Origin of the sequence: Laceyella tengchongensis, from assembly GCF_900182735.1 — a bacterium.
In the GTDB taxonomy this organism is placed as follows: Bacteria; Bacillota; Bacilli; order Thermoactinomycetales; family Thermoactinomycetaceae; genus Laceyella; species Laceyella tengchongensis.
Window position 1 is genome coordinate 431,722 of sequence record NZ_FXTU01000002.1, and the last position, 26,055, is coordinate 457,776.

Annotated in this window: 23 protein-coding genes, 1 pseudogene and 2 riboswitches; of the genes and pseudogenes, 10 read left to right on the top strand and 14 right to left on the bottom strand. The window is 50.3% G+C overall.

Annotation, left to right across the window (positions count from 1 at the left end):
* Window positions 1-19: 19 nt before the first annotated feature.
* From QQZ12_RS05680 to QQZ12_RS05700, 5 genes are all read right to left on the bottom strand, one after another.
* On the bottom strand, window positions 20-544 hold the full coding sequence (locus QQZ12_RS05680; RefSeq protein ID WP_284724162.1) for a YqeG family HAD IIIA-type phosphatase: 525 nt from the start codon (window positions 542-544) through the stop codon (window positions 20-22).
* A 292-nt stretch (window positions 545-836) separates the two neighbouring features.
* The gene (locus QQZ12_RS05685; protein WP_102993019.1) at window positions 837-1,016 is read right to left on the bottom strand and encodes a hypothetical protein; all 180 of its coding nucleotides are present in this window, start codon (window positions 1,014-1,016) and stop codon (window positions 837-839) included.
* Between the two features lie 235 nt (window positions 1,017-1,251).
* Entirely contained in the window at window positions 1,252-1,842 is a 591-nt protein-coding gene (locus QQZ12_RS05690) for a DedA family protein (RefSeq protein WP_102993020.1), read from the bottom strand.
* Between the two features lie 376 nt (window positions 1,843-2,218).
* A complete protein-coding gene (gene ybiA / locus QQZ12_RS05695) occupies window positions 2,219-2,668 on the bottom strand; it encodes a riboflavin biosynthesis intermediates N-glycosidase (protein ID WP_223247960.1) in 450 nt (149 codons plus the stop codon).
* A 180-nt stretch (window positions 2,669-2,848) separates the two neighbouring features.
* Window positions 2,849-3,949, bottom strand: a complete 1,101-nt coding sequence (locus QQZ12_RS05700) for a M24 family metallopeptidase (RefSeq protein ID WP_284724085.1) — start codon at window positions 3,947-3,949, stop codon at window positions 2,849-2,851.
* A gap of 261 nt (window positions 3,950-4,210) precedes the next feature.
* Between QQZ12_RS05700 and QQZ12_RS05705 the strand changes: the two genes are divergently transcribed.
* The gene (locus QQZ12_RS05705) at window positions 4,211-4,399 is read left to right on the top strand and encodes a hypothetical protein (protein ID WP_102993021.1); all 189 of its coding nucleotides are present in this window, start codon (window positions 4,211-4,213) and stop codon (window positions 4,397-4,399) included.
* 47 nt (window positions 4,400-4,446) lie between these two features.
* Here the strand turns inward: QQZ12_RS05705 and QQZ12_RS05710 are convergent, their stop codons facing one another.
* The 5 genes from QQZ12_RS05710 to QQZ12_RS05730 all read right to left on the bottom strand — a co-directional run bounded on the left by QQZ12_RS05710 (window position 4,447) and on the right by QQZ12_RS05730 (window position 8,968).
* Window positions 4,447-4,959, bottom strand: a complete 513-nt coding sequence (locus QQZ12_RS05710) for a 1,2-dihydroxy-3-keto-5-methylthiopentene dioxygenase (protein ID WP_284724086.1) — start codon at window positions 4,957-4,959, stop codon at window positions 4,447-4,449.
* A 12-nt stretch (window positions 4,960-4,971) separates the two neighbouring features.
* A complete protein-coding gene (locus QQZ12_RS05715) occupies window positions 4,972-5,622 on the bottom strand; it encodes a methylthioribulose 1-phosphate dehydratase (protein ID WP_102993023.1) in 651 nt (216 codons plus the stop codon).
* Window positions 5,619-6,281: a 2-hydroxy-3-keto-5-methylthiopentenyl-1-phosphate phosphatase gene (locus QQZ12_RS05720; RefSeq protein WP_284724087.1), complete on the bottom strand. Its 663-nt coding sequence runs from the start codon at window positions 6,279-6,281 to the stop codon at window positions 5,619-5,621. Before QQZ12_RS05720 ends, QQZ12_RS05715 begins: the two co-directional genes overlap by 4 nt.
* Entirely contained in the window at window positions 6,278-7,495 is a 1,218-nt protein-coding gene (locus QQZ12_RS05725; protein WP_284724088.1) for a 2,3-diketo-5-methylthiopentyl-1-phosphate enolase, read from the bottom strand. Before QQZ12_RS05725 ends, QQZ12_RS05720 begins: the two co-directional genes overlap by 4 nt.
* Before the next feature lie 65 nt (window positions 7,496-7,560).
* Window positions 7,561-7,720: riboswitch (SAM riboswitch) on the bottom strand.
* A 60-nt stretch (window positions 7,721-7,780) separates the two neighbouring features.
* Window positions 7,781-8,968: a pyridoxal phosphate-dependent aminotransferase gene (locus QQZ12_RS05730; RefSeq protein WP_102993026.1), complete on the bottom strand. Its 1,188-nt coding sequence runs from the start codon at window positions 8,966-8,968 to the stop codon at window positions 7,781-7,783.
* Between the two features lie 105 nt (window positions 8,969-9,073).
* Between QQZ12_RS05730 and QQZ12_RS05735 the strand changes: the two genes are divergently transcribed.
* The 3 genes from QQZ12_RS05735 (at window position 9,074) to mtnA (ending at window position 12,505) form a co-directional block, all read left to right on the top strand.
* Window positions 9,074-9,856 (top strand): carbon-nitrogen family hydrolase, encoded by a 783-nt coding sequence (locus tag QQZ12_RS05735; RefSeq protein ID WP_102993027.1) that lies wholly within the window; start codon window positions 9,074-9,076, stop codon window positions 9,854-9,856.
* Between the two features lie 156 nt (window positions 9,857-10,012).
* A riboswitch (SAM riboswitch) is annotated at window positions 10,013-10,176 on the top strand.
* A 69-nt stretch (window positions 10,177-10,245) separates the two neighbouring features.
* Window positions 10,246-11,466 carry an S-methyl-5-thioribose kinase gene (gene mtnK / locus QQZ12_RS05740; protein ID WP_102993028.1) on the top strand — a complete coding sequence of 407 codons (1,221 nt, stop codon included), beginning with the start codon at window positions 10,246-10,248 and terminating at the stop codon, window positions 11,464-11,466.
* Complete coding sequence (gene mtnA / locus QQZ12_RS05745; protein ID WP_102993029.1) at window positions 11,459-12,505, top strand: S-methyl-5-thioribose-1-phosphate isomerase; 1,047 nt, start codon at window positions 11,459-11,461, stop codon at window positions 12,503-12,505. The genes mtnK and mtnA overlap by 8 nt, the downstream gene beginning before the upstream one ends.
* Window positions 12,506-12,557: 52 nt before the next feature.
* Here mtnA and QQZ12_RS05750 read toward each other — a convergent pair whose 3' ends face one another.
* On the bottom strand, window positions 12,558-13,328 hold the full coding sequence (locus tag QQZ12_RS05750) for a TatD family hydrolase (protein WP_284724089.1): 771 nt from the start codon (window positions 13,326-13,328) through the stop codon (window positions 12,558-12,560).
* 87 nt (window positions 13,329-13,415) lie between these two features.
* Window positions 13,416-14,243, bottom strand: coding sequence for an aldo/keto reductase (locus QQZ12_RS05755; protein WP_102993031.1), 828 nt, complete (start codon window positions 14,241-14,243; stop codon window positions 13,416-13,418).
* A gap of 225 nt (window positions 14,244-14,468) precedes the next feature.
* Here QQZ12_RS05755 and QQZ12_RS05760 point away from each other — a divergent pair, with 225 nt between their 5' ends.
* The 5 genes from QQZ12_RS05760 to QQZ12_RS05780 all read left to right on the top strand — a co-directional run bounded on the left by QQZ12_RS05760 (window position 14,469) and on the right by QQZ12_RS05780 (window position 22,075).
* The gene (locus QQZ12_RS05760; RefSeq protein ID WP_154987267.1) at window positions 14,469-16,199 is read left to right on the top strand and encodes an aromatic amino acid hydroxylase; all 1,731 of its coding nucleotides are present in this window, start codon (window positions 14,469-14,471) and stop codon (window positions 16,197-16,199) included.
* 114 nt (window positions 16,200-16,313) lie between these two features.
* Window positions 16,314-17,801, top strand: coding sequence for a hypothetical protein (locus tag QQZ12_RS05765; RefSeq protein ID WP_284724090.1), 1,488 nt, complete (start codon window positions 16,314-16,316; stop codon window positions 17,799-17,801).
* A gap of 334 nt (window positions 17,802-18,135) precedes the next feature.
* Complete coding sequence (locus QQZ12_RS05770) at window positions 18,136-19,629, top strand: protein kinase domain-containing protein (RefSeq protein WP_181352761.1); 1,494 nt, start codon at window positions 18,136-18,138, stop codon at window positions 19,627-19,629.
* Window positions 19,630-19,718: 89 nt separating this feature from the next.
* A complete protein-coding gene (locus QQZ12_RS05775; protein WP_102993035.1) occupies window positions 19,719-20,015 on the top strand; it encodes a hypothetical protein in 297 nt (98 codons plus the stop codon).
* A 668-nt stretch (window positions 20,016-20,683) separates the two neighbouring features.
* On the top strand, window positions 20,684-22,075 hold the full coding sequence (locus QQZ12_RS05780) for a peptide MFS transporter (protein ID WP_284724091.1): 1,392 nt from the start codon (window positions 20,684-20,686) through the stop codon (window positions 22,073-22,075).
* Between the two features lie 235 nt (window positions 22,076-22,310).
* On the opposite strand, the gene QQZ12_RS05785 is transcribed toward QQZ12_RS05780, so the two are convergent.
* Entirely contained in the window at window positions 22,311-23,489 is a 1,179-nt protein-coding gene (locus QQZ12_RS05785; RefSeq protein ID WP_284724092.1) for a NupC/NupG family nucleoside CNT transporter, read from the bottom strand.
* A gap of 109 nt (window positions 23,490-23,598) precedes the next feature.
* Window positions 23,599-23,813, bottom strand: a pseudogene (locus tag QQZ12_RS05790) (helix-turn-helix domain-containing protein).
* Window positions 23,814-24,443: 630 nt separating this feature from the next.
* Between QQZ12_RS05790 and QQZ12_RS05795 the strand changes: the two are divergent.
* Window positions 24,444-25,946, top strand: coding sequence for a malate:quinone oxidoreductase (locus tag QQZ12_RS05795; protein ID WP_102993038.1), 1,503 nt, complete (start codon window positions 24,444-24,446; stop codon window positions 25,944-25,946).
* Window positions 25,947-26,055: the final 109 nt, after the last annotated feature.

Below are 26,055 nucleotides of genomic sequence, written 5' to 3' on the forward strand. Positions count from 1 at the left end.
CGTCTTTCCACCTTGCTTTCTACGTTGATTCACCTTTATTGGAACGCTCCCACTGCACATGGCCTTTCCGCTTCAGCAAGCTAAACACGAAGCGCTCCACACGGCGATTAATTCTCGTTAAGAACCCATCGATGTTTGAAACCGGCGCAACGAGGATGGTATACAAACCCATGCGGTTGCCGCCGAACACATCAGTTAACAACTGGTCCCCGATCACCACCGTCTCCTCCCGTTTGGTGCCCATCCGCTCCAGCGCCTTTCGGAAAGCGGACAACAAAGGCTTTTTCGCCGCATGGATGTACGGAAGCCCCAACGGATCAGCGAAATGGGCTACACGTGTCCGGTTGTTGTTGGACACAATCATCACATGAAAACCCATATCCCGCAACTCATCTAGCCAGGTGACTAACCGCGGGGTGGCGTCAGGTCGCGTCGATTCGACCAACGTGTTGTCCAAGTCGACAATGATTCCCCTGACACCTCTCCGTTTTAATTCCTCATAATCAATGACGTATATCGACTGTGCAAACAGATCAGGTACCATGAATTTTAGCACATCTCACACCGTCCACCTTGAGACTTGTCGGCAATAAATATATCACAGCGCAACCAAGGGTTGCAAAAAACAAAAAGACCGGACATTCGCCGATCTGACTAAGGCGTGTCTGATGAATAGGCCAGCAGCCCGAAAACCATTTTCTCTTCCGCTTCACTTTGCATCGGCGCTCCTCGAGAAAAGGTTTTTCCGCCGCTTCTTCCCCACCAACTTGATTTGCCAGACACATCCTAGAAGCATCCACACGTGCCGACGCGGTGGTGATTCATCAGGCTCACTGTTACGAAGGTTGTCCCTTCTCCGCATCCATCCGCTCTTTTTCGGCGAGAACCGCCAGAAACAAGTCAGCGTCGGACAAGTACTGGAACCAAGCAATCACCTCTTCCGCTTCCGTCTCTATCACATTGTATCCTTTATCTTCAAGCATTTCTCCAACTCGTTCCAATCGGTATGTTGCCATGTATCCATTCCTCCAACTCCATTGTCTCCCTCTTATTTTGCTGGTTATGAATGCAGGATGCAAGCGGTTCTTCCCGTTCTCATCAAGCCTTCACATAAACTCGAAGCCATCACCTTTTTCCTCGCTTTAGTTGCATGCTGGATCATTGGCAAGACCAATGCCATCCTGCCGACTAAAAAACCAGCGAACAACATGTTCGCTGGTTTTTACATGCTCCGTTGGCCCCTTTGCCAGTTCAGCCTTTTTCACATTGCGTTCTCTGCTTATTTTTTTTAAAGAGATACCAGACGCCAAACGCCAAGGCGACCACTCCTGCCAAAATGTAACCGAACTTCTGCATGAGATTAAGAAAATGCTGAACCGTGTCCAAATTCCCCTTTCGCCCGACAAACAGCAAAACGGTGTTCCACGGAAAAACCCCCAGATAACTAAACACGATAAAGCGCCACAGTGAAATGCGGCTCATACCCGAAATATAAGAAATATAGTTGCCAAACCCGGTTGGGCGAGACAGGGTGATGCTCCATTCCCCGTATTTTTTGAACCACATTTGCGCTTTTTCAATCTTTTTCTGGTCAAATTTCTTTTTGGAAAACTTCTCAATCCGGGTGCCAAGATAAAAAGGAATTAAACTGAACGCAACGTATACAAAACTATTGATAGCGGAGATCAGGACTAGGGTCCATGGGCTAACATCCATCAGGTAACCGTAGATCAGAACGAAAAGAGCTCCTGGAAAGGGCAACGACGACGCTTCAATCGCCGTGGCCACAAATAGCCCCCACATTCCACATTTATCCAAAAAATCCAAAGCAATTTGTAGCATAAGTCCACTCCCTGCTGTCTTGTTAGCCTACCTACAAAACGTTTACACGTGCATTTATATTCATGATTGCACAAGATTTCATTTTTTAGGGATTCTAGAATCAGTATATCACATCAGGCACCTTCCGGTGCATCTCCCAACAATTGGCGTGCCCCGCACGCTTCTAGAATCATCCCCACATCTTCCGTTCTGTCTATTCTTTCACAATCATGTGTGTTGATACCAACGCGCATGATTGTTTTTCACCGCACACCCCATTTTCATGATCTCACCATTTTATTTTAGCAGGTCACAAGAGCAGGTGATAGTGAACAACCCATGACACGTTTCGGCAAGCAACAGCGAACAAGCCAGCCGTTGTCGTTGGCCATGTGGACTACGTCAACTCCTGACGCAGACGCTCACGCACCTCCATCAAAATGACGCCCAATCGATTTTTTCCCGTACCATCACTGCCGACGCCCCAATACATATCCGTGGTCGTCAACTCCACGATCTTCTCTTCACCCGTCGCCAACAAAACGTCACGAATCTCCGGATGGCTCTTAAACTTGGCATAAACCGCACGCCGCATCACATCGTCTTTCACCAACTCCCAATCCGGCCGTAAAGGCGCTTTTCGGGAACGCCCCCATTGCGCAGCCTTCATGGGGGACGGTGCCAATCGGATCTTTTCTGCATAATCTGGTGCCGTCGTCACAAACTTTTGCGCCTGAAAATAGTGCTCGGTTGTTGGCCATTCCTTCCCATCTAGCACGATCGGATGTGCGGAAAAATTGGAAAAACAGCCATATGGATCGTTCACGCGATAAAATGTGATCACCACAGCCGCGCCCCCTTTCAACTTGGTGTTTTGTGATCCCGTGTAAACCAAAAAGAGGCGGCAAACAGGGCATCCTATTCCGAAATGCTCGCCTCCTCTTGGCGCCATTTGCAACGCGCTTGTCACATCATCTGACAAATTGGTAGTGCGCCGCTGGCAATTCGTGATATGGTTTACCTATCGTCAATCGATGATTTGGAACGTTTTCGGGAACCGGGTCAACAACTCCACTCCATCCGCCGTGATGTGAACATCATCTTCAATCCGGACGCCGCCCACTTCCGGAACATAAATGCCCGGCTCAATGGTAAACACCATGCCGGTCAACAACGGGTCGTCGTTCCGTTCATGGATCGAAGGAAATTCATGCACACCAATCCCCAAGCCATGGCCGAGGCGGTGGTTAAAATACTCGCCGTAACCGCGTTCGCTGATGAGGTTGCGGGCTGCCAAGTCCACATCACCCATCCGCACACCAGGGCGGCACGCATTGATCGCCGCCTCTTGCGCAGTCAGCACGGCGTCATAGATGGTGCGTTGTTCCTCGCTGGCTTCCTGGTATACAAACGTGCGCGTAATATCAGAGCAATAACCATCCAACACGACGCCCAAGTCAAACAGGACAAAGTCGCCTTTATTCAGCGGCCGGTCGCCAGGTGTGCCGTGGGGCAAAGCGGAGTTAGCTCCGAACAGGATGGTGGTGGGGAAGGACATTTCCCGGATTCCTTTTTTCTTCATGGCCAATTCGATCTCAGCCACGACTTCCAACTCGGTGCGACCCAGCCCCAGTGCATCCAAGCCCACTTGCACTGCCTCATCGGCAATCAAAGCTGCCTGTCTCAAAATGGCCAGCTCATCCGCACTTTTCACCAAACGCATTTGGTTGATCAGTGCGTCCACTGCCGTGAAAGATGCCCCAGGCACGACGCCGAGTAGCGCTTCTGCACGAGCGTAGGGCAACGACTCTTTTTCGACCGCAATAGTGGCATTGCGCTCTATTCCCCGCTTGCTTAGCGCCTCGCCAATCATCAACCACGGATCTTCCGCATCATCGTAACCGATGATCTGTTCAGTCCAGCCAGCCGCCCGCGCCCGTGCTTTCTCCATGTTTGGGCAAACGAGGAACGGGTCCGCTTCCGGAAACAGAAAGACGCCCATCAACCGTTCATGGGGATCGCACAAGAAACGGGTGAGATAGAAAACATTCGGCGTGGAATGGACAAACGCCATCTCTACCCCTTCCTGTTTCAACCATTGCGAGATGTTTTCCCATTTGCGTTCCATCATCAAAACACTCCTATACCATGGCCGAACTGCCAATGAATTTATGTAGTCATAAGATATCACTAACTTTTATTATAACGAAACGAATCATTTACACACGCATAAAAATTTTTCAAATATGATCGATACAATTTGGTTTAAGCAGAAAATGTTCCGGGAAAATAATTCTTATTATACTCGGATGCTTTCCCAGCTGACCGTTCGGGCTCACTCCCATTTGCATGGCATGTAAACTGATGAGTATTTACGGGGGGATCACTGATGAAAAAAACGTATCTGTGTGAAAGCTGCGGAAAAGTGGCCGCCAAATACGAAGCTCGTTTGACGAAGAAAGGTAAAAACGTCTTGGTTTGCCAATCTTGTTTGAAAAAGCTGAATGACGAACCAGACACATTAAGCCATCCGCTCGACTTGGATCACCAAGACGGGGAATCTTCGTTTCAGTTGTGAATCTACGAAAAAAGCAGCTTCTCTCCTATGAGGGAAGCTGCTTTTGGTTAATAGATCGGTGTCCAACCTTCTTTGGTTTTAAAGATGCGCACCGCCACCACTTTCCGATCTGCCATCAACGTAAAATAATGGCGGGTGTTTTCCGGCACCGAAATCAGATCGCCCGGTTCCAGCTCTACATCGAAATACCGGCCATCCTGCCCCTTAATCGCAAAAATGCCGTGGCCGCTCACAATAAACCGCACTTCATCATCGGTGTGGTGATGTTCGGCTTTGAAGTTTTCCAATAGCTGATCCAAGTTGGGGGTGGTGTTGGACAAAGAAATCACATCCTCAGTCACATAGCCCCGCCGTGCCGACAAATCATCAATCTCCTTTCGGAACGTTTGGATGATCTCCGCTTTCTCTTCCTCGTCCAAATTGTATTTTTCACTGAGCCGCGCGGGCAGCTTCGTAATGTCCCATTTTTCATAAATGATGCCTTGGCTGTTCAAATATGCGCTCACCTCATCGGGGTGGCTCACTCTCTGATCGTTGTCATGAAAACGCAATTCTGCCATGATCCATTCCTCCTATGCGTGAGCCGCAGTCGCGGGGGAAGCCGTCCACCGCGGTTGCAACATCAACATTTTTAAATGGTAAGAAAACAGAAATTCCAATGCTTCCAAATGTTTCTTCGCTTCAAATCCGTCTTTGCCCCACACGGTGACGCCATGGTTGCGAATCAACACCGCTTTGGTGTTGGTTTCGATCACCCCAGCCACTTCTTTGGCCAACGTGGGAAGGTCGGCGAAATTCTCCACAATCGGTACGGTGATCTCGCCATCCTCTTCCCAGATACCAAACGCCTTGATCAGTTCCTGATTGCGAAAAGTGACAAACCCTTGCTCTGCATACAGCTCAGACACCACATTGTTGTCTACCGTATGCACATGCAAACAACACCCCGCGGTCGTGTTGCGGTACACCTCCAGATGGATACAGGTTTCCGCGGACGCCTTTAATCCGGTGTCTTCCACCACCCTTCCCTCGCCATCGACTAGCAGGAAATCTTCCATCGTCCGTTTGCGTTTGTCTTTGCCACTGGCGCTGACTAGAAATAGCAGCGGATCGTCGTTCACCTTGATCGACAGATTACCGCTGGTTCCAGGAAACCAGTCCCGGCCGGCCAACTCTTCTTTGATTTCAGCCAACTCCTGCCATTTTCGGGCCACTACACTCATGCGACAACCCCCTTTTGCTCAAGGGATGAGATGATATCGTAAAACGTGTTAAATGGTGTGTGGGCAATTGCCAACTCTTCACATTTCTTTACTAGGAAATCGCGTGCAAACACCTCATCTGCCTGTTTGGCCGCGGCTAGATCAGTGATGGAATCGCCGATGACGATGCGATGGTACCGCTCTTTGGGATACTGTTTCAGAATGGCCGGTTTGCACAAGCCGCAATCATTTTGGCAGCTTTCATCACAGGCGTGGGGCCACAAGATGCGGATCGTCTCCCCGCTGAAGTCACTGCCATTGCAGTAAATGTTGGCCTGATCTACAAGCCCTTCCAGCATGGGATGGACAAAGAAATCAATGCCTCCGCTGACAATGTACAGCGGAATACCATGGTCTTGGGCAAAACGGACAAACTCGGGGAATCCACTGCGCAGGCGGGCATGTTCCAGCACGAACCGCACGATGTCCTCTTTCAAGGAAGAGGGCAACATGGCAAACATTTGCCCCACGCCTGAACGGATCGACCGGCGCTGGGCAAGCACATCCTCCTTGATCGCCTCCCAACCGGGCGGATTAAACTTTTTCATGATAGCGATGATATTGTCTGTCTCTGTCACTGTGCCATCGAAATCGCAAAACAAGATCGGTTGCCTGCTCATGACCGCCCCGCTCCTCCCCACAAAGTTAGCGCCTTGGCCAGCTCCGGCCGGGCATCGTCTACGTCACTCAGTTCTCCACCAGCCAACACCACTTCAATCGCTTGCTGAAACGCGCGGCCGCCGCCCACTGCTCCGTCAGGGTGACCATGTACGCCGCCTCCCGCGTTGATGACACAATCTATGCCGAAATCCCGCACCAGCGCAGGTACCAATCCCGGATGAATCCCGGCAGAAGGAACAGGGAACGCCCGGCGGTGGATATCCGATTCCGCCAACAAATGCTCTTTAATCGCCAACGCATCCTGCTGAGGGATCGCAACGCTTCCGTAAGGGGATGGGAACAAGACCAAGTCGGCCCCGGCCATACGCAAGAGCTTGCCCAACAAAAGCGCCCGGTCTATACCATAACGGGATGAAGCGGTAAACGCGCCAGAAACGGCGGGATGAGCCATGATCGGCACCGTGATTTCCTCGTCTTCCGCCAGTTCAGTGAGCACATCCAGCCCATAGGCAAACACGTTAAACAACAGGGCATCAGCCCCCCATGCAACCGCCCGCTTCGCTTTTTCCTTCAATTCGGATGTGCGTCCGGTCAGATTCACCGCGTACAAGGTTTTGTGCCCTGTTTCCGCCTCTGTGGCGCCAAGCACTTCCTTGGCCGCGCGAATCCGCTCTTTAAAAGGGGTCAGGGGGTTGTCGAACAATATCTCATCATCTTTGACTAAGTCGATGCCTCCTAGGACTTGCTCGCGCAACTGCTGTTGGAAATAGGACAGATCCCGGCCCAACATGGCCTTGAAGATGCTCATCACCAACGGCCTGCCCGTCACGCCGAGCGTTTCCCTAATGCCGTCAATGCCATATCGCGGTCCTGGAAAGGCGCTTGCCACCTCCGGGGAGAAGGTGAGATCCACCAATTTGATTTCACTGTCAAGCGAGAGCTTGCCAAATACCGTGGTCAAGATCGCTGGCAGGTCTAAGGAGAAATTGGCCGCAGGATATTTGATTCGAATCAGCCCTTTTGTGCCCTCGCCGTCAGTCGGGAGCAGGGCCACTTCCACCACTTCTCCCTTATGTCGCTCCAATTGAGCCTGTTCAATCGTCGGCAAGTTGGTCCACGAACCGACCGTAAGCCCCAGTGCGATGCTCTCCGCTTTTTTGTGCAAGTCGGCTTTTTGCTCATGCACAAGATATGTCGCCACCACATGACCCATACCATTCACTCCTCACAAATAAAAAAACCCTTCGCGAGGAAGGGATGATCCACAGACTCCACTTCCTCCCATCTCTCAGCTGATTTCGCTGCAAGAATTAGCACCGTGCCTTCGTGGTTATGGACCACGGCTCCCTGATCTTATCGGGCGCCCCATCTCGCGATGGCATTACGGTCGGTTGCTGGGCTTCATCGGGCTCGTCCCTCCGCCGGCTCTTGATGAGAGAAATAACATAATTCCGTTTCAATTTTCAATTTTCCCCGTCATTATCACATAACCATTCGCCTATGTCAATCCGTTTTTCGCAGGGCAACACAACGCCAGCCGGTCAGCAGCCTCAATCAAGCGCTTCTCGCTGTCCAGCATGCCCACCCGCACATAGCCATCCCCCGCCTGTCCGAAGCCCAGCCCAGGAGCGACGGCGACATGGGCGCGTTCCAACAGCAAGTTAGCAAACGACAGCGAGGTATGCCCCTCCGGCACCGGAAGCCAACAGAAAAAGGAGCCGGCCGGTTTTTCCACCTGCCATCCGTGCTCGCGCAACCGGTCGATAAAAGCATCGCGACGTCTTTCATATGTGGTCACCAATTCGCGCACACAATCCTGCGAACCCGTCAGCGCGGTCGCCGCTGCCTGCTGGATGGCGCCAAACAGGCTGACATAAAAATGGTCTTGTAGCAACTGAATGCTCTCAATCACCTGCTCATTTCCTACCGCAAATCCAATGCGCCAACCGGCCATGTTGTAGGTTTTGCTCATCGTGTAAATCTCAATGCCTACCTCTTTGGCACCCGGCGTCTCTAAAAAGCTCATCGGCTTCGATCCGTCGAAACCGATTGCGGCGTACGCGAAATCATGAACGACCAGCACATCGTGCCGCTCAGCCCGATTCACCACTTCGGCGAAAAATTCAGCGTTGGCGACGGCGCCTGTCGGGTTGTTGGGATAATTGAGAAACATCAGCTTCGCCTTGTCCCACACTTGCTCATCAATGGCTGCAAAATCAGGCAAAAACCGATTTTCAGCCAACAACGGCATGAGCGCCATCTCAGCGCCAGCCATGGCAATCCCCGACCAATAATCGGGATAGCCCGGATCGGGCACCAATGCGACATCGCCGGGGTTGAGATAACATTGCGAGATCTCCACCAGCCCTGCTTTGCCACCGAACAGCACCGCCACTTCCGTTTCGGGATTTAGCTTCACCCCGTACTCCCGTAAGTAAAATTGCGCGACCGCCTCCTTGAGGAACGCGTGGCCTCGAAACGGCGGATATTTGTGATGTTGCGGATTATCGGCAGCCCGCTTTAACGCATCCACGATATGCGGGGGAGTCGGCAAATCAGGATTGCCTTGACCCAGATTGATCACGTCATGCCCTTGCGCCTGCAGACGGCCGACTTGACCAACCAAGCGGGCGAAAAATTGCTCCGGCAAGCGATCCAACGCTTCCGCACGTTGAAATTTGCTCAAGATTCTCACATCCACTCTCTGGGAAATGTTCTTGAAATTCTAATCAGTTATGTTATATCGTTGTGGGGAATCTGTCAAAGTCTTTTTTGGGAGGATGCATCTCCTATGAAATGGAAATGTTCTGTGATCCAAATGGATATCGCCTTCGGGCAACCGGAACGAAACATGGCCGTGGCTGAACAAAAAATTGCCGCCGCGGCCGCCGACAAGCCGGATGTGATCATTTTGCCGGAATTGTGGACCACTGGTTATGATTTGACCCGTTTGGATGAGATCGCTGATCCGATGGCAATGAAGACAAAAGCGTTCATATCCAAGCTCGCTCGGCAACACGGCGTGCACATCATTGCCGGTTCAGTCGCCGAACGACAAGGAGACGGCACCTGGAACACACTCATCGCCTTTGACCGCCGTGGTAAACAAGTGGGTGAATACCGCAAAGTGCACCTCTTTCGCCTGATGAACGAAGAGAAATACCTACAGCCCGGCGAACAAATGGGTTCCTTCGCGCTAGATGGCATTCCTTGCGCTGGGGTCATCTGTTATGACATTCGCTTTCCCGAATGGATCAGAAAACATGTCGTCGCTGGGGCACAGGTGCTGTTCGTCGTCGCTGAATGGCCGATGCCACGGCTTGCCCATTGGCGCCATCTGCTCATCACCCGGGCAATCGAAAATCAATGTTACGTCATCGCGTGCAACCGTGTGGGGAGTGATCCCGACAATACCTTTGCCGGCCATTCGCTCATCATCGACCCCTGGGGAGAGATCGTGGCCGAAGCAGGCCCTGTTGAAGAAACCCTGCTGGCGGAGATCGATCTTGCGCAGGTTCTACAAATCCGCAAGCGCATCCCCATTTTCAGCGACCGACGCCCAGAATTATATTAAAACACCTTCCCTACAGAATGGACTTTCAGAAGACAATCTAAAGAATTGCCAAATGAAACTAATCGCATCCGAAATGAATGAATATGATTGACAATGATCTGCGTGAAAGTGTATTATTCCCTTATCAATCTAAAGACAACGGCATATGGAAGTAGTCTCTTATCCAGAGCAGGTGGAGGGAAATGGCCCGATGAAGCCCAGCAACCGACCGTAATACCATCGTGAGATGGGGCGCCCGTCAACAGGAGGGAGCCGTGGTGTCAAACCACGCAAGGCACGGTGCTAATTCCAGCAAAACATCCCGTTTTGCGAGATAAGAGGCTTGGAGCGAATGATCCGAGCCTCTGATAGGAAGAGGCTCTTTTTATATGCCCAAAGGAGGACTTCCAATGGGCGGGCACGCAAATGCAGGATATCATCCCTTGACAACGGAAACAGTGGTTCAAGTCGTCGCGCCGTTAAACCATTTTGCTGATGTGAATCAATTGGAGATAAAAGAAATCGGGGACGGGAACTTAAACTACGTCTTTCATGTGGTAGAACCAGCTACAGGCAAGTCTTTGATCGTCAAGCAAGCCTTGCCCTACGCCAAAGTCGTCGGCGAAAGCTGGCCGCTGACCTTAGACCGTGCCCGGATTGAGAGCGAGGCGCTGCGCAGGGCAGCGGAGTACGTGCCGGCTCTTGTCCCCAAAGTGCACCATACCGACGAGCGCTTGGCTTGCACAGTCATGGAGGACCTCTCCGATCATGTGATCCTCCGCAAAGGCTTGATACAAGGGCAGGTCTACCCTAAGCTAGCCGAGCACATCGCTACTTTCTTGGCGCAAACGCTGTTTCACACCAGCGATTTCTTCCTTAGTCCCTTGGACAAAAAAGAACAGGTGCGGGCGTTTATCAATCCGGAATTGTGCAAAATCACCGAGGACTTGGTGTTCACCGATCCTTTCTTCAATCACGAAACCAACGATTTCCCAGAAGCATTGCAATCTTCTGTCGAAGCGCTGTGGAACGATCTGGAACTGAAACGGGAAACCGCGAAGTTGAAACATGCATTCCTAACCCGAGCCGAAGCACTGGTGCATGGGGATTTGCACACCGGCAGCATCTTCGTCACCGCCGATTCGACCAAAGTGATCGATCCCGAATTCGCCTATTATGGCCCCATCGCTTTCGACATCGGGCAATTCTTCGCCAATCTCGCGCTCAATTATCTCTCGCACTTCCACCACAGCCCGGACCCGCAACAACGGCGGACGTTCCAAGAATATCTGCTGGAAGTGATCGAAGAAACCTGGGCGCGGTTTAAAGAGCAATTCAGCCAGCTCTGGCAGACCAAAGGGCAAGATGTCTATATGCAGGTAGCCGGCGTAGAAGACGATTTCTTCGAGCGCTTGTTGGAAGATACCATCGGCTTTGCAGGTTGTGAAGTGATCCGCCGCACCATCGGGTTGGCCCATGTGGCTGATCTTGACTCCATCTCCGACGAGGAAACGCAATTGCGCTTGAAGGACAAAGCGCTCACCTTGGGAAGCGTTTTGATCAAGCAACGCCGGCAATTGACGCGGATCACTCACTTGTCCGAGACGATCAGGGGGGTTGCCCATGCTTAGATCGATTGCGTACCACGGCGATCATGTGCGGATATTGGATCAGCAGCGCCTTCCTCATGATACCGTGTATGTTCATTGCACGACGACCGCGGAGGTATGGGAATGCATCAAGGCGTTGAAAGTGCGGGGGGCGCCGGCCATCGGCATGGCCGCCGCTTTCGCTCTCGCTGTGTGGGCCAACCGCGCATCAACAACCAATTTGACTGACTTCTTGGCATCGTTGCGGCGGGAGCGAGATTATCTGGCTTCGTCCCGTCCCACGGCGGTCAATCTGTTCTGGGCGCTGGATCGGGTCGTCGCCAGAGCGGCAACGGCTACCAACGTGACCGAAGCCCGGCAACTGATAGAAAACGAAGCGCTCGCCATTCAAAAAGAGGACGAGGATGTGTGCAGACGCATCGGCGAACACGCTTTGTCGCTTATGAACGATGGGGATACCATTCTCACCATCTGCAATGCAGGGGCGATTGCCACCGCCCGTTACGGCACGGCCCTAGCCCCACTTTATCTAGCTAAAGAACGCGGTATCCACTTGTCGGCTTACGCTTGTGAAACGCGTCCCCTGTTGCAAGGCAGCCGCCTGACCGTGTGGGAATTGCAACAAGCGGGAGTCGATGTCACCCTGATCAGCGACAACATGGCCGCCCACACGCTGGCCACCAAACCGATCTCCGCTGTCATCGTCGGTTGCGACCGCGTGGCGGCCAACGGGGATACCGCCAACAAAATCGGCACACTGGGGTTGGCGATTCTGGCCAAAGAATTTGGTGTTCCGTTTTATGTCGCCGCTCCCTTGTCCACAATCGACCTCGAGACGGCGACAGGGGACGCCATCCCGATTGAAGAACGCGCACCTGAAGAGATCACCCATTTTCACGGCCATCCGGTCGCTCCCAGCGGCACCAATGTGTTCAATCCGGCTTTTGATGTAACACCGCACCGCTACATCAGCGCCATCATCACAGAAAAAGGGATCGTGCGCGACAACTATCAGGAAGCTTTGGCCGGGTTAAAACAATCTGAACCCGCCTTGAAATAACCAATCCCCCCAGCGCCCCTGGGGGGATTTATGTTTTAGCGGTGTGGTGAACTTATCCCTTTGACCCGATGAACCTCCGCGCATTCTCAATGAGCGCCAGTCGCAACGGTTCGCGCTCCTCACCGCGGAGTACGGCCAGTTCGTCCAATACCCGTTCCAGCATGCGAGGATGGGTACGCATTCCCGCCCAAGGCCCGTCATGCGGCCAAGGCCCATCCGTTTCAAGCAATATGAGGTGGCGTGGATAGGCAGCCGCGATTTTCCGCGTTTCTTCCTTATACAATAGATCCGGTGTGAAAGAAACGTAGATTCCCCGCTCCGCCAGTTGGCACAAAGTGTTTTCGTCGGTCTTCAGCCAGTGAAACTGAACGCGGGGAAGCGAATAGCGGTCAAGATAAGACAAAATCGTCCGCACATCTTCCCTCACCCCGTGCAAAACAACTGGTTTGTGCAAGCGTTCAGCCAAGCGAAGCCATTGGTCTAGCGCCGCCAGATATGGAGACTCATTCCAGTCCTTCCCCTGGGCAAGTCGTTCCCGCCGCAGATAATAAGGCAGGCCGATTTCCCCAATGGCGTCGATCTCCTGCTGTTTCGCCTCAATCCAAGCCATGAAAGCTTCCTGCTCCGTCATAGGTTGCTCAGGGTGGAAACCGCAAGCGGCATACACTTTTTCTGGACATCGCTTTTTCAAAGCCAAGGTTCGGCGCGAGGAGGCATGATCCATGGACACAGCGATCATACCCACAAGAGAGGAATCGGCGCACATGGTAGCTATTTCATCGTCATCATACTTTTCAAGGTGGATATGAGCGTCAAACAACATTGCTTTGGCTCCTTTGGGTTGTCTCTGTCAAGGCCGCATCGCGAAAACACCCCTTGGCGGGAAACCAAGGGATGTTTTGCCGTGCGCTTAAAAATCGAAGTTGTCTGGGTCGGGACCGAAGCGATGGTGTTTGTCCAAGGCATCGATGCGCGCCATATCCTCCGCGCTCAATTCAAAGTCAAACACATCGGCGTTTGCTTTAATCCGGTCGGGGTTAACCGATTTCGGAATGGTGACCACGCCATGTTGCAAATCCCAGCGCAACACAATTTGAGCAGGGGTTTTGCCGTATTTCTCCGCCAATTCTTGCAGGAGCGGGACACGGAACACCTCCCCTTGCATTAACGGGCTCCACGCCTCCAACTGGATGCCTGCCTGTTTGCAGAAAGCCCGCAACTCCGTTTGCACCAAGTACGGATGAAACTCAACTTGGTTCACCATCGGCTTCACTTCGCAATCAGCCATCAAATCTTCCAGATGGTGAACTTGGAAGTTGCTCACTCCAATCGCTCGCACTTTCCCGTCTTTGTACAATTTCTCCAACGCTTTCCATGTCTCTTTGTACTTTCCTTTCACCGGCCAATGAATCAAATACAAGTCAACATATTCTAGTCCCAACTTGGTTCGGCTCTCTTCAAACGCTTGTAGCGTGGACTCATACCCTTGGTCGGCATTCCACACCTTCGTGGTGATAAACAACTCTTCACGGGGAACCCCTGCCGCTTTGATCGCCGCACCGACACCAGCTTCATTTTGGTACACCGCGGCGGTGTCGATGCTGCGGTAACCCGCTGCGATTGCGGACTTAACCGCATTTTCTACTTCTTCTCCCTCTTTTACTTTCCATACGCCAAGGCCGAACCAAGGCATTTTCACTCCATTATGTAACACGGTCGCATCAGATAAATGTTTCATCAGCAAAACCCCCCGTTTCAGATTCCTCTGCGAAGGGAGAACCCCTCTAATACCATTTAAACATAAGGTACTGGAAAAAATAAAGTTTCCAAACACACATTCTAATTATTAATGCTTTTTGTTCATCCTTGCATTGACAGTCCCTCTTATCTTTCCTATAATTGCTTTAACACTTTTTAGCTTATACGCTTTTTAGCGCTAAAGTATTTTGGGAGAGGAAAGATTATGAACATACCCGCTCATTTACAACCTTATGTTGCCAAGCAGCAGTACCAACGTTACACTCCAGTCAACCAGGCTGTTTGGCGATATGTGATGAGACAAAACCGCCACTTTTTTCAGCATACCGCCCACCAAGCCTATGTGAGTGGCTTACAAAAAACCGGCATTGATATAGAACAAATCCCCAGCGTTGAGAAAATGAATGCCTGTTTGAAACCGTTTGGTTGGGGAGCCGTTCCCATCAACGGCTTGATTCCCGGTGTGGCCTTTTTTGACTTCCAAGCTCGTGGCCTGTTGCCGATCGCCACAGAGATCCGCACGCTGGAACACATCCAGTACACACCGGCTCCTGATATTATCCACGAATCGGCGGGCCATGCGCCGATCCTGTCCGATGAAAAATATGCCGACTATGTCAAACGGTTTGGGCGAATCGGGGCCAAGGCATTGGCGAACCGAGAAGAACATGAGGTGTTTGAAGCGACGCGGCACTTGACAATCGTGATGGAAGATCCTCACTCCACCCCTGACATGATCGCTGACGCGGAACAGGCATTGCAAGAGAAGATCGCCGCGGCGACAGAGGTTTCCGAAGCGACCCAAATCGGTCGCCTGTACTGGTGGACAGTGGAATACGGCTTGATCGGCGACTTAAAAAATCCCAAAATCTACGGCGCCGGACTGTTGTCCTCCATCGGCGAAGGCCAGTCCTGCCTCTCCCCGGAAGTGACCAAGCTGCCTTTTTCTCTAGAGGCATGTATCCAAACGGATTACGATGTCACCAAACCACAACCGCAGCTGTTTGTCTGTCGGGATTTCGATGAACTAAGCGAAGCCGTCGAGCGTTTCGCTGATCGGATGGCCTTTCGAGTTGGGGGCACAGCCAGCTTGCAAAAAGCAGTGCGCTCCGCCCATCTAGCCACCGCCGAATTTAATTCAGGCCTGCAAGTAAGCGGCGTCTTTACTGAACTGATCTACGACGAACAGGGAGAAGCGATCTACTTGCGCACTGCCGGACCAACCGCACTTTCCTTTGAAGGGCGCACCTTGCCCGGCCATGGAAAAGCGACGCACTGCGACGGCTTCGGCGCACCGATTGGCCACGTGCGCGATCTGCCCTGTCCGTTGGAAGAGATGACTTCTGACCGCTGGGCCGACGACGGGTGGTCGCTTGGCACTGAGCTGGAGCTTCATTACACCAGCGGCATTAAGCTCAAAGGCATCCTAAAAGACGCCGTCTTCCGCAACGGCCGCCTGATTCTGCTGTCATTTGAGCAATGTTCCGTCATGCGCGGCGACCATCTCTTATTCCATCCCGATTGGGGAACTTACGATTTGGCTATCGGTAGCCGCATCACGTCCGTATACGCTGGCGCGGCTGATCCAGAAACCTATTTTGCCGATGAAGTGAGCGCTGCCATCGAAGTAGAAGACGATCCTGCCCCCGCCTTGTCTACTTTGGACCACCTCTATCAAGCGGTGCGCGAAGTTCGCGAAGGACAGCGGGACATCCATTCCTTAAACAACATCATGGAGATGCTGGATCACCACTATCCCGAAGATTGGTTGTTGCGTCTGGAGATATTGGAGATCGTATCCGAGCACCAGATCAAACCTTGGGTCACCCGCTTGCGGGGACAACTGGACGCCTTGCGGGAAGCCAATCCCGCCCTGGATTCGCTGATTCAAAATGGCATCACCTTGATCGATTGCCCGGTGTTGTCAAAGCGATAACCCTCTTTCTTAACCCGCCCACCGGTCATCTGGGCGGGTTCTTTTTTTGTCTGGTCGCATTTCGCATTCGAGATTGCCCCCGTCCTGCTTTTGTGGTTAGCTAGGAGAAAAAGCATGACAACGCGATGGGAGTGGCAATGGATTATGGCACATGTAATGAAACAACTCTCCCGCCTGATTATTCCTTTTGCTTATGAAGCCGCCGAAGAAACGCTGGCCCTAGGGCACAGCAAATGGTGGGAGCCGAAAGACTTACATATGAATCGTCTGTTCACCCATATTGAAAAATTGGTATCTACTGAATCATATCCATTCGTAATCGGCAAGCGTTACCACCTCACGAAAGAGGGGCGCCAAACGCATGGACTGCCGCCCGGAACGAATCATCAGTTGACGTTCGCCGGTGGATTCATGCCAGACATCCGACTCACCATTAACCAGGTGGAATGCACCTTGTTTGAGAGCAATGTCGGTTTTTTGACTTTGGACATCCATTACCCCAAACAGACCGACATCCGCCGGCTGATCGAAGCCAACCACCAATTAAAAAAGTTGTACAACAGCAAAATGCGCCTCACCTATCTGCTGAAGGGGAAACAAGTGGAACTTCACCTGCGCGAACTGACCCAACAACTGCTCGCTCCCCTGAAAGTGACCACCTTTTTTGAAGCGAGCCACTTGAATGCCCCGTTTCAAGCACTGGTCTTCCAATCCTATTTGTTGGATGAACCATTGTCGGAAGAGGAAGTTGGACCGCTTCTGTTTTGGATGCGTCGCACCTATACCGACAGTTACAGCCCGAACAAGCAGGATGAGCATCCTCATGGCAATCCCGAAGTTTTGCAATTGTACGCCAACAGCTACTGGGGCATCTCGTTGGAGGGTTGCGCCAATCTGGCCTTTATCGGCAACCATCCTCAGAACGAAAAATATTTCAAGATGAATTACCTGCCCCATGTGAAATCTACTTACTTTTATCTCTATCTGCTAAGCCTGCACCAACGTTACGCCTTATTGCACTTCTCCATGCTGGCTTCCGAATCGCTGCTCAGCGGTACCGGTACAACCGACCACAACTTGTCATTACACCAACGGATGGAACAGTATCTGCAAGACGCCCGGCTCATCACTGAGTTGAAAGAAAAAATCATCTTGTTCAAATTGCGGTCGGTCTTCAAGCAAGTGTCTAATACCTCCCACCACACGGCCGTGTATAACCTTTTTCAGACCAATCTACACATTGACCAGTTGCTGGGCGAACTGCATTTTGAACTGGATTCTCTGTCGCAGATGGTTCAATTGAAGGAACAAAAGCGAAGCCAATTGCAAGAGGAAGCGGCCAAGCAAGAAAAAGAGCGTGAAGAAGACTTGAAAACGCGTTTCAACACATGGGTGGTTGTGCTATCCTTCGCCTTTGTCCTCGTTTCAACCATCGCTGACGGTTTGAGCATCTTTGAGAAATTTGCTGGCTCCGGCCTGCCCACCGTCGGTAGCGCAGAGTTTGTCTGGTTTTGCCTCCTGTTCCTCCTCATTCCCGCCACCGCCTTGGGCTTTGTCGCGTGGTTCTTGGTACGGCTGATGAAAAAAAGCAAGCGAACCTGAGCGTTCGTTTGCTTTTGACTTATAAATGCCACTCTTCTCAATCTCTTCCAAATTTCACAAAAGGTTGGCAGGAAATATTTCCATATGCGCGAAAATAAAATATCTAATTCTGTATCAGATTCATTTCTGACTCAAGTATAGTCCTTATCCCGTCCCCAACAAATACTACTTGACTATTTGTTGAATAAACTTTCACAATTCGATCTTTTCTTTATCTATTATGTATAATAAAGTAGTCTTATTTTGCTATTTATTACAATACCTTTTCCAGGAATGTTTGCAACTCATTCACAAAAAAGGGACGGCACGATTTCATCCCAGAAAGGTGATAGCAGTGGAAGGAAAACAGCTCGGCGGGAGGTATGAGATTCTCCATCTCTTGGGCGAAGGCGGGATGGCTGTCGTATACAAGGCCAAGGATCATCACCTCAACCGCGATGTGGCAATTAAAATCATGAATCAAAAGCTTCACGAAGGCGAACCCGCGATTAAGCGATTTATTCGCGAAGCTCAGACAGCAGGGAAGTTTTCCCATCCGAACATCGTCAATGTATTCGACATCGGCAACGAAGACGACTTATACTACATGGTCATGGAGCTGATCGAAGGACCCACCCTCGGCGATCTGATTGAAGAACGAGGCCCCCTGCCCGCCAAGGAAGCGATTTCCATCGTGATGCAAATTTGCGACGGCTTGGCTCACGCCCACAAGCATGGGATTATCCACCGGGACATCAAGCCGCACAACATCATGGCGACGGCCGACGGAACCTACAAGATCACCGACTTTGGGATTTCTCGTTTGCTAAGTGCGGCAACGCAATATACAAAAACGGGCACCGTGATGGGTTCGGTGCATTATTTCTCGCCGGAGCAGGCTTGCGGGCAAGAGCTCAACTACTCCTCAGACTTGTACTCGCTAGGGATCGTCCTGTATGAGTTGGTCACAGGTGACGTTCCCTTTGATGCAGACCAATCGGTGGCCATCGCCCTGAAACACCTGCAACATCCCGTACCCGACCCGCGCGGCAAAAACCAAGCCTTGCCGGCGGCGTTATGCGATATCATCTACAAAGCACTGGCGAAAAAACCGGAAGACCGCTACCAATCAGCGGAAGAATTCAAGCAAGCCCTGCAACAAGCCTTGTCCGCCCCGACACGCGCGCTGGCGCTTCCGATCAACAGGGGAGAAAGCGCTGAAGCCCAACCGCCGGTTTCGGTGACGGTGGTCGGAGCCAAACCGAGCAAATTTTTCCGGTTTGCTATGATGGGAATCATCCCCCTTTTCCTCATCTTAGGCTTTGTCTATTTCAACGTAAGCGGCGAAAAAGCGCTCCAAAAGCCGCAAACTGGGCAGGTGACTCCTCCTGAACCCAAAGAGCAGGCATTGCAAAACGTCAAGCCCGAAGCGACGACATGGAAGGAAAAAACCAGTGGCCGCAAGGAGCAAAATAAGCAAACAGAGGTCGACGAGCCTGCACCTGTCCAGCAGAACCCCGATAACGACCCTGTGAAAGAAGAACCCGCAAACGAAGGCCCTCACGGTCAAGAGCCCGGCCAAGAGAAGCCACAACTGCCACAAGAGCCGGCGCCAGTTACATACGAGGTCATTGTCGATCGGTTCGCGGATCAGGCTCAAGCCGATGAATGCGTCAAATCGTTGAATAGCAAGGGTATTCCGGCCCATTATTACGAAAAGAACGGCGATGCGGGCACCGTCTATGTGGTCTCGGCCGGCGAATTTGACGATGAGGAACTGGCTAACGCCCGCGCAGAAGATGTAAGAAACGCTGGATACCCCAACACGAAAGTAACCAAGAGGAGTTAATATTTCCTATACTATTCATAAAATGAATAATATTATATAATAACCCTGACTACTTTTCATTTAACATCTCTGTATAAGGGGAAGGTAAGATGAACGTTATCCAAAATTGGTCCAATATCAGCGAAGGAGACGCATTGGTGTTCAACGGCCAGGTCGAAGCTGGCAAAGCAATCAAGGTTTGGATCCCAGGCGTGGCGCCCTGCATCAACTATGTCTATGATGTCACCGTTGAAAGGGTCGGCGGTGGAAAAATCACCAAAACGCTGACCAAGACAGCAAATGCCGTCACATTCACCAACATGATCGCTGGTGATTACCGGTTCTATATCCGTAGCATGAACAGTGGTAGCGTGTTCACTATGTACCAAATCACCTACAACTACTAGGGTGTGTCAGATACATAGGCCCGCGACTGTACCCTTGTTTCCCATTCGCTTCACACATATTGAGACGCTCATTGGGAAAGGGATGCCGCCTCTTCTACCGGCCAACTTGTTTCGCCAGACATGCGCTCACCTTCTCCCAGAACCAGGGTATAACGGAACATCTGCAAACCTAAATCGAACCGTTCTCTCACGGTTCGATTATTTTTTTGTTTAAAAAAATCGGGGATAAAAGCGGTTTCATGCAGATTTATCCATGCTTCGTGAATATACTTCCATATCCTTCTGTTGACTAACCGGTAGATAATCATTTAAAATCTGTGATGAGAAAAGATTATGTTTTTGTATAAAATTTTTTAAAATTCTTTTCCCGAGTGCAGTAGCAAACAACTCTGGAAAATGAAACATTCTTTCTTTTTTTGTACCTAAATTCAATCAATTCACGGAATATAAACACCTAGAGCCGCAGATCAGATGCATTGATTGATGATTGGAGATGAAACAAACATTTACAACTGCAAGTATCCTTGTTTTTTTTAGATATTTTGTTTCCATTATTTGCTTTAATTCGCGAGTCTATCACACATTATTCTGTGTGATTAGATAAATTCTTTTTACATTAAAGATCATACTAATCTTATCATGCATCGATAGTTGAAGGAGGACTACTAATGAACACAGCTACGAAGCTGGATTCATCTGGCTCGCCGCAAGCGGCTCGTAAGAAACACCCACCTGGACTATACCTGCTCTTTTTCACAGAGATGTGGGAGCGATTCAGTTATTATGGCATGCGCGGCCTATTAATCCTTTATTTGACAAAAACATTTATCAGCGGTGGACTGGGATTTAGTGAAGCGGTCGCCGCTAGCATCTACGGATTCTTCACCGGCGCGGTGTACTTCACTCCGCTCATCGGCGGCTGGCTGACCGACCGTTTCATCGGCAAACGCTTGGCCATCACCATCGGCGGGGTTACGATGGCGTTGGGTAACCTGGCTTTGTTCGCATCACAAACAAAAGCCGCCCTGTTTCTGGGCTTGGGCTTGCTCATAATCGGAAACGGCTTTTTCAAGCCAAACATCTCCACCTTGGTTGGGGAATTGTATGATGAAAAAGATGAGCGCCGTGACGCCGCCTTTACGATCTTCTACATGGGGATTAACTTAGGCGCATTTTTCGCTCCGCTCGTTTGCGGATTTTTGGCTGAAGACTTCTTCAAAACAACCGTGAACGGCGTCGAAGTATTCGGCTTCAAATATGGATTCCTGGCGGCCGCCATCGGTATGATTATTGGACAAATCATCTTTAACATGCTAGGCAACCGTTATCTTGGCGACTTGGGCAAAAAGCCAAACGTGAAAGCGGCAACCGTGGACAAGAAGCAAGTGAGCAACGCACCGCTGACCAAACAAGAAAAGAATCGAACTTGGGCCATCATCATCATTACCTGTTTTGTTGTATTTTTCTGGGCCGGGTTTGAACAAGCTGGCACGTCCCTGTCCTTGTACACGGAAAAATTCGTGGACAGAGAAGTGTTTGGTTGGACCATCCCCGTATCTTGGTTCCAATCGGTGAACCCATTGTTCATTATCTTGTTGGCGCCGCTGGTTTCGATGCTCTGGATCAAGCTGGCACGATCCAAACGCGGCGATTTGCCCGTACCGATCAAAATGGGCTTAGGCATGATCCTGTTGGGTACCGGATTTATCATCTTGGCTATCGCTGTGCTACAAACCGGTAGCGATGAGACCAACATCGTAGCCAAAGCAAACCTGCTGTTTATCGTGATGACTTATTTGTTCCACACCTTGGGCGAACTATTCCTATCGCCGATCGGCTTGTCGATGGTCAGCCGCATCGCCCCTGTCAAATTGGCATCCTTGCTGATGGGTGTATGGCTGGCAAGCACCGGTATCGCCAATATCGTCGCGGGCCAAGTAGCGGCACTCACCGCAACGCTCGGTTATTTGGAAATCTTCAGCGTGATCGGTAGCCTGGCAATCTTCTTCGGCCTTGTTCTCACGTTGGTATCCAAAAAGCTGACCCGCATGATGGCTTAATCCATCGCACTAGGGCGTGTGTGATGAATAGGTCAGCGGCTCCAAAACTATTTTCTCATTCGCTTCACTTGTGCATCGGCACTCCTCGCGAAAAGGTTTTTCCGCCGCTTCTTCCCTACCAACTTGATTTGCCAGCCACGCCCTCATCATCCCTGCTATAGCGGGGATGATTTTTTTGCATAAAAAGAGACACCAACGCGCTCCTTTTCAAAATCCTCGCATGCTGTCCTTTCATTCAGATGAACAATTCGGCGATCGTCGCTGATAAGATTGACGCCAGTGTGGAACCGTACAACAATTTCAAACCGAATTTCGCAACGACATCCCCCTGCTTCTCATGAAGTGCTTTGACAGCGCCAGTAATAATGCCAATCGAGCTGAAGTTGGCAAAGCTAACTAAGAAAACGGATACGATGCCCGCCGTGCGCGGGGAGAACTGCCCTGCAATCTTCTTGAAGTCAAGCATAGCCACAAATTCATTTGTAACCAGCTTAGTGGCCATGATGCTTCCCGCTTGGATTGCCTCCGACCACGGCACTCCCATCAACATGGCGATCGGAGCGAAAATGTATCCCAGCACCGTTTGAAATGATATAGTGAACACGGTTAAAAACAGCGCATTGATTAACTGGATCAACCCGATGTACCCAATCAGCATAGCAGCGACGATAATAGCCACTTTAAACCCATCCATAACGCTTTCACTGATGTTCTCAAACAGATTTGACTCTCGTTCATGCTCAATAGCCAAATCCTCTTCATTCTCCAAGTCATACGGGTTGATGATGTTCGCAACAATCAGTGCCGAAAAAATATTGATCACGATAGCCGTCACCACGAACCGTGGTTCAATCATCGTCATGTAGGCACCAACGATCGCTATGCTGACCGCGCTCATCGCCGAAGTGCACAGCGTATACAACCGCCGCTCGGAGACAGAACCGATCTGGTTCTTGGTCGTCAAAAAAACCTCCGACTGCCCCAAGATCGCGGATGACACTGCGATATAATTTTCCAGTTTGCCCATGCCATTGATTTTGTTTAATCCTAGCCCAACATATTTGATGATCAATGGGAGGATGCGGTAATAATTTAAGATACCAATCAAAACAGAGATGAACACGATGGGGAGCAACACATCCAAAAAGAAAGTGGATATGCCTTTATTCTCCAATCCACCAAACACAAAATCTACCCCGCTCACCCCGATGCTCATCAAGCGTTCAAATCCCCGTGAGATGGCCGATATCAAGGAGATCCCGATTTTGGTGTTCAACAAGATAAATGCGAGAGCCACTTGCACAACCAACATGGTGAGAATCGGCCTATATTTTATCCCCCTGCGGTTAAAACTGATCAACCATCCCAGTACGTACACCAACAACAACCCCGTAAACGAAAACAGAATCGACACTGCTCATTCCTCCAATAACTTGGCGCCATTTTATCGTCGGGGTTATTTTCACCAAAGAAACCCTCTCAGATTCTAAAAAAGAAGGTGATCCAAATCGGATCACCTCTTTTCAATCAGCTTCATCACTTTTGTATTCTAAAATATCCCAGGGTGGCAGTCCAAAGCCTTGCAAATCGCATCCAACGTTGATAATCGAATCGCTTTTGCCTTTCCATTTTTCAATATAGACAGATTGGCCATCGTGATTCCTACCCTCTCCGACAGTTCCGTGACACTCGTTTTAAAATAAATAATTATCGATATTAACGATATTATTATCGTTATTAAGGTGCTCTTTTAAAGAGGAACATCATAATATCTCTAGCTGGTGGCCTCTGTATGATGATACTTCCATCGCAAAGGCACCACTGCATGTCTAAAAAATCGTGCCGCACACTGTAAACTGTCTGCTACGATTGGTGCCATTCTGGCTGGCACCCGAAAATCATCCCTTGCCATATACCGAAAAATTCGATATGTTGGGAGTAGCAGGCGTGACGTTCGGTTGCACAGCTGCCCATTGGTGTGATCGATGTTCAAGAGGTTGTGAACCCCTTCACTTCAAGCACTGACCAGTCTTGTCGGCAAGCAAGCGGAAACAGGATGAACGCTTCCCGGCGGGAGGAAAGTGTTTACAGTCTAACGATATTACCCGTACTTGGATTGATGAGAATGTGATGAAAAGGAAGCCCAAGAGTTGAGAACACAGATGGGGGGCGAGTCACCGTCCTTTTTTTATTGTGTTTTCAGACTCTCTTTTCAAGGTAGAAAGTTTCTTATTTCACATTTTTGTCGTTTTCTACTGTATAATGAATATATTATTTGACCTCTTTCGATTCATTCGTGTTTTATTCTTTGTCCATCGCTTCACATTTATCTGCCTTGGAACGAAACTACTTTTAGGGGAAGATCGCAATGAGCAACATGCCGAAAAAAACAGACGTTATCTTGATTGGTGCCGGAATCATGAGCGCGACGCTGGGAGCATTGCTGAAAGCGTTAGCACCTGAATGGGAAATCAAAGTGTTTGAGAAACTCGCAAAGGCTGGAGAAGAGAGTTCCAATGAATGGAACAATGCGGGTACGGGCCATGCTGCATTGTGTGAGCTCAACTATACCTCTCAAAAGCCTGACGGTTCGATTGATGTTAGTAAAGCGATCAAAATCAATGAGCAGTTTCAGCTCTCCCTGCAATTTTGGTCTTATCTGGTAAAAAGCAATCTTATTCGCAATCCAAAGGACTTTATTATGCCCATCCCTCACATGAGCTTAGTGCAAGGGGAAAAGAATGTCGCCTTTTTGAAAAAACGGTTTGAAGCGCTTACAACCTATCATCAATTTCAAGGGATGGAATTTTCCGATGACCCCAAACAATTAAAAGAATGGATTCCGCTTGTCATGGAAGGCCGCCAATCGAAAGAACCCATCGCGGCGACGAGAATCGACTCTGGCACGGATGTCAACTTTGGCGCTTTGACACGCATGTTGTTTGAGCATTTAAAGAACAAAAACGTCGAAGTTAACTACAAGCATCGGGTAGAGAATATCAAACGCGCCGGCGACCGTTTGTGGGAAGTGAAAGTACGTAATCTGGAAAGCGGCAAAGTCGAACGCCATACCGCAAGATTTGTCTTTATCGGAGGCGGGGGCGGAAGCCTGCCACTGCTACAGAAAACCGGCATCCCTGAGTCAAAACGTATCGGGGGGTTCCCGGTAAGCGGGCTGTTCATGGTATGCAACAATCAAGAAGTGGTTGAACAGCATCATGCAAAAGTGTATGGCAAAGCAAAAGTTGGCGCTCCCCCCATGTCGGTTCCGCATCTTGACACAAGATATATCGACAACAAAAAAACCTTGTTGTTTGGACCGTTTGCCGGCTTCTCACCCAAGTTCTTAAAAACGGGTTCCTATTTTGACTTGATTGGCTCCATCAGACCGAACAACATCTTAACCATGCTGGCGGCAGGCGTAAAAGAGATGGCCTTGACAAAATACCTGATCCAGCAATTGATGTTATCGAATGAACAACGCATGCAAGAACTACGCGAGTTCATTCCTAACGCTAGAAGCGAGGATTGGGACATTATCGTGGCAGGCCAACGCGTGCAAGTAATCAAAGATACCGAGACTGGAGGCAAAGGCACTCTTCAATTTGGCACGGAAGTCGTAAGTTCTGCCGATGGTTCGATCGCCGCCTTACTCGGCGCTTCTCCAGGCGCTTCGACAGCCGTTCACGCCATGCTGGAGGTATTGCAAAAATGCTTCCCGCAACAAATGAAAGAATGGGAACCCAAGATCAAAGAAATGATTCCCTCTTATGGCATATCGCTCGTCGACAACCCAAAACTTTTCCAAGAAATTCGCACTGAAACATCGCAAACGCTTGGCCTGAGCAAAAAAGTACCGGTCTTTAGTTAGTAACATCGGGCCGCCAGAACAATAGCCTGATGGACATCGTCATACCTTCATTCACAGGCAACACCCATCTGACTAGTCAGTCCTCATGGCATGTTTTTCACAAGCAGAA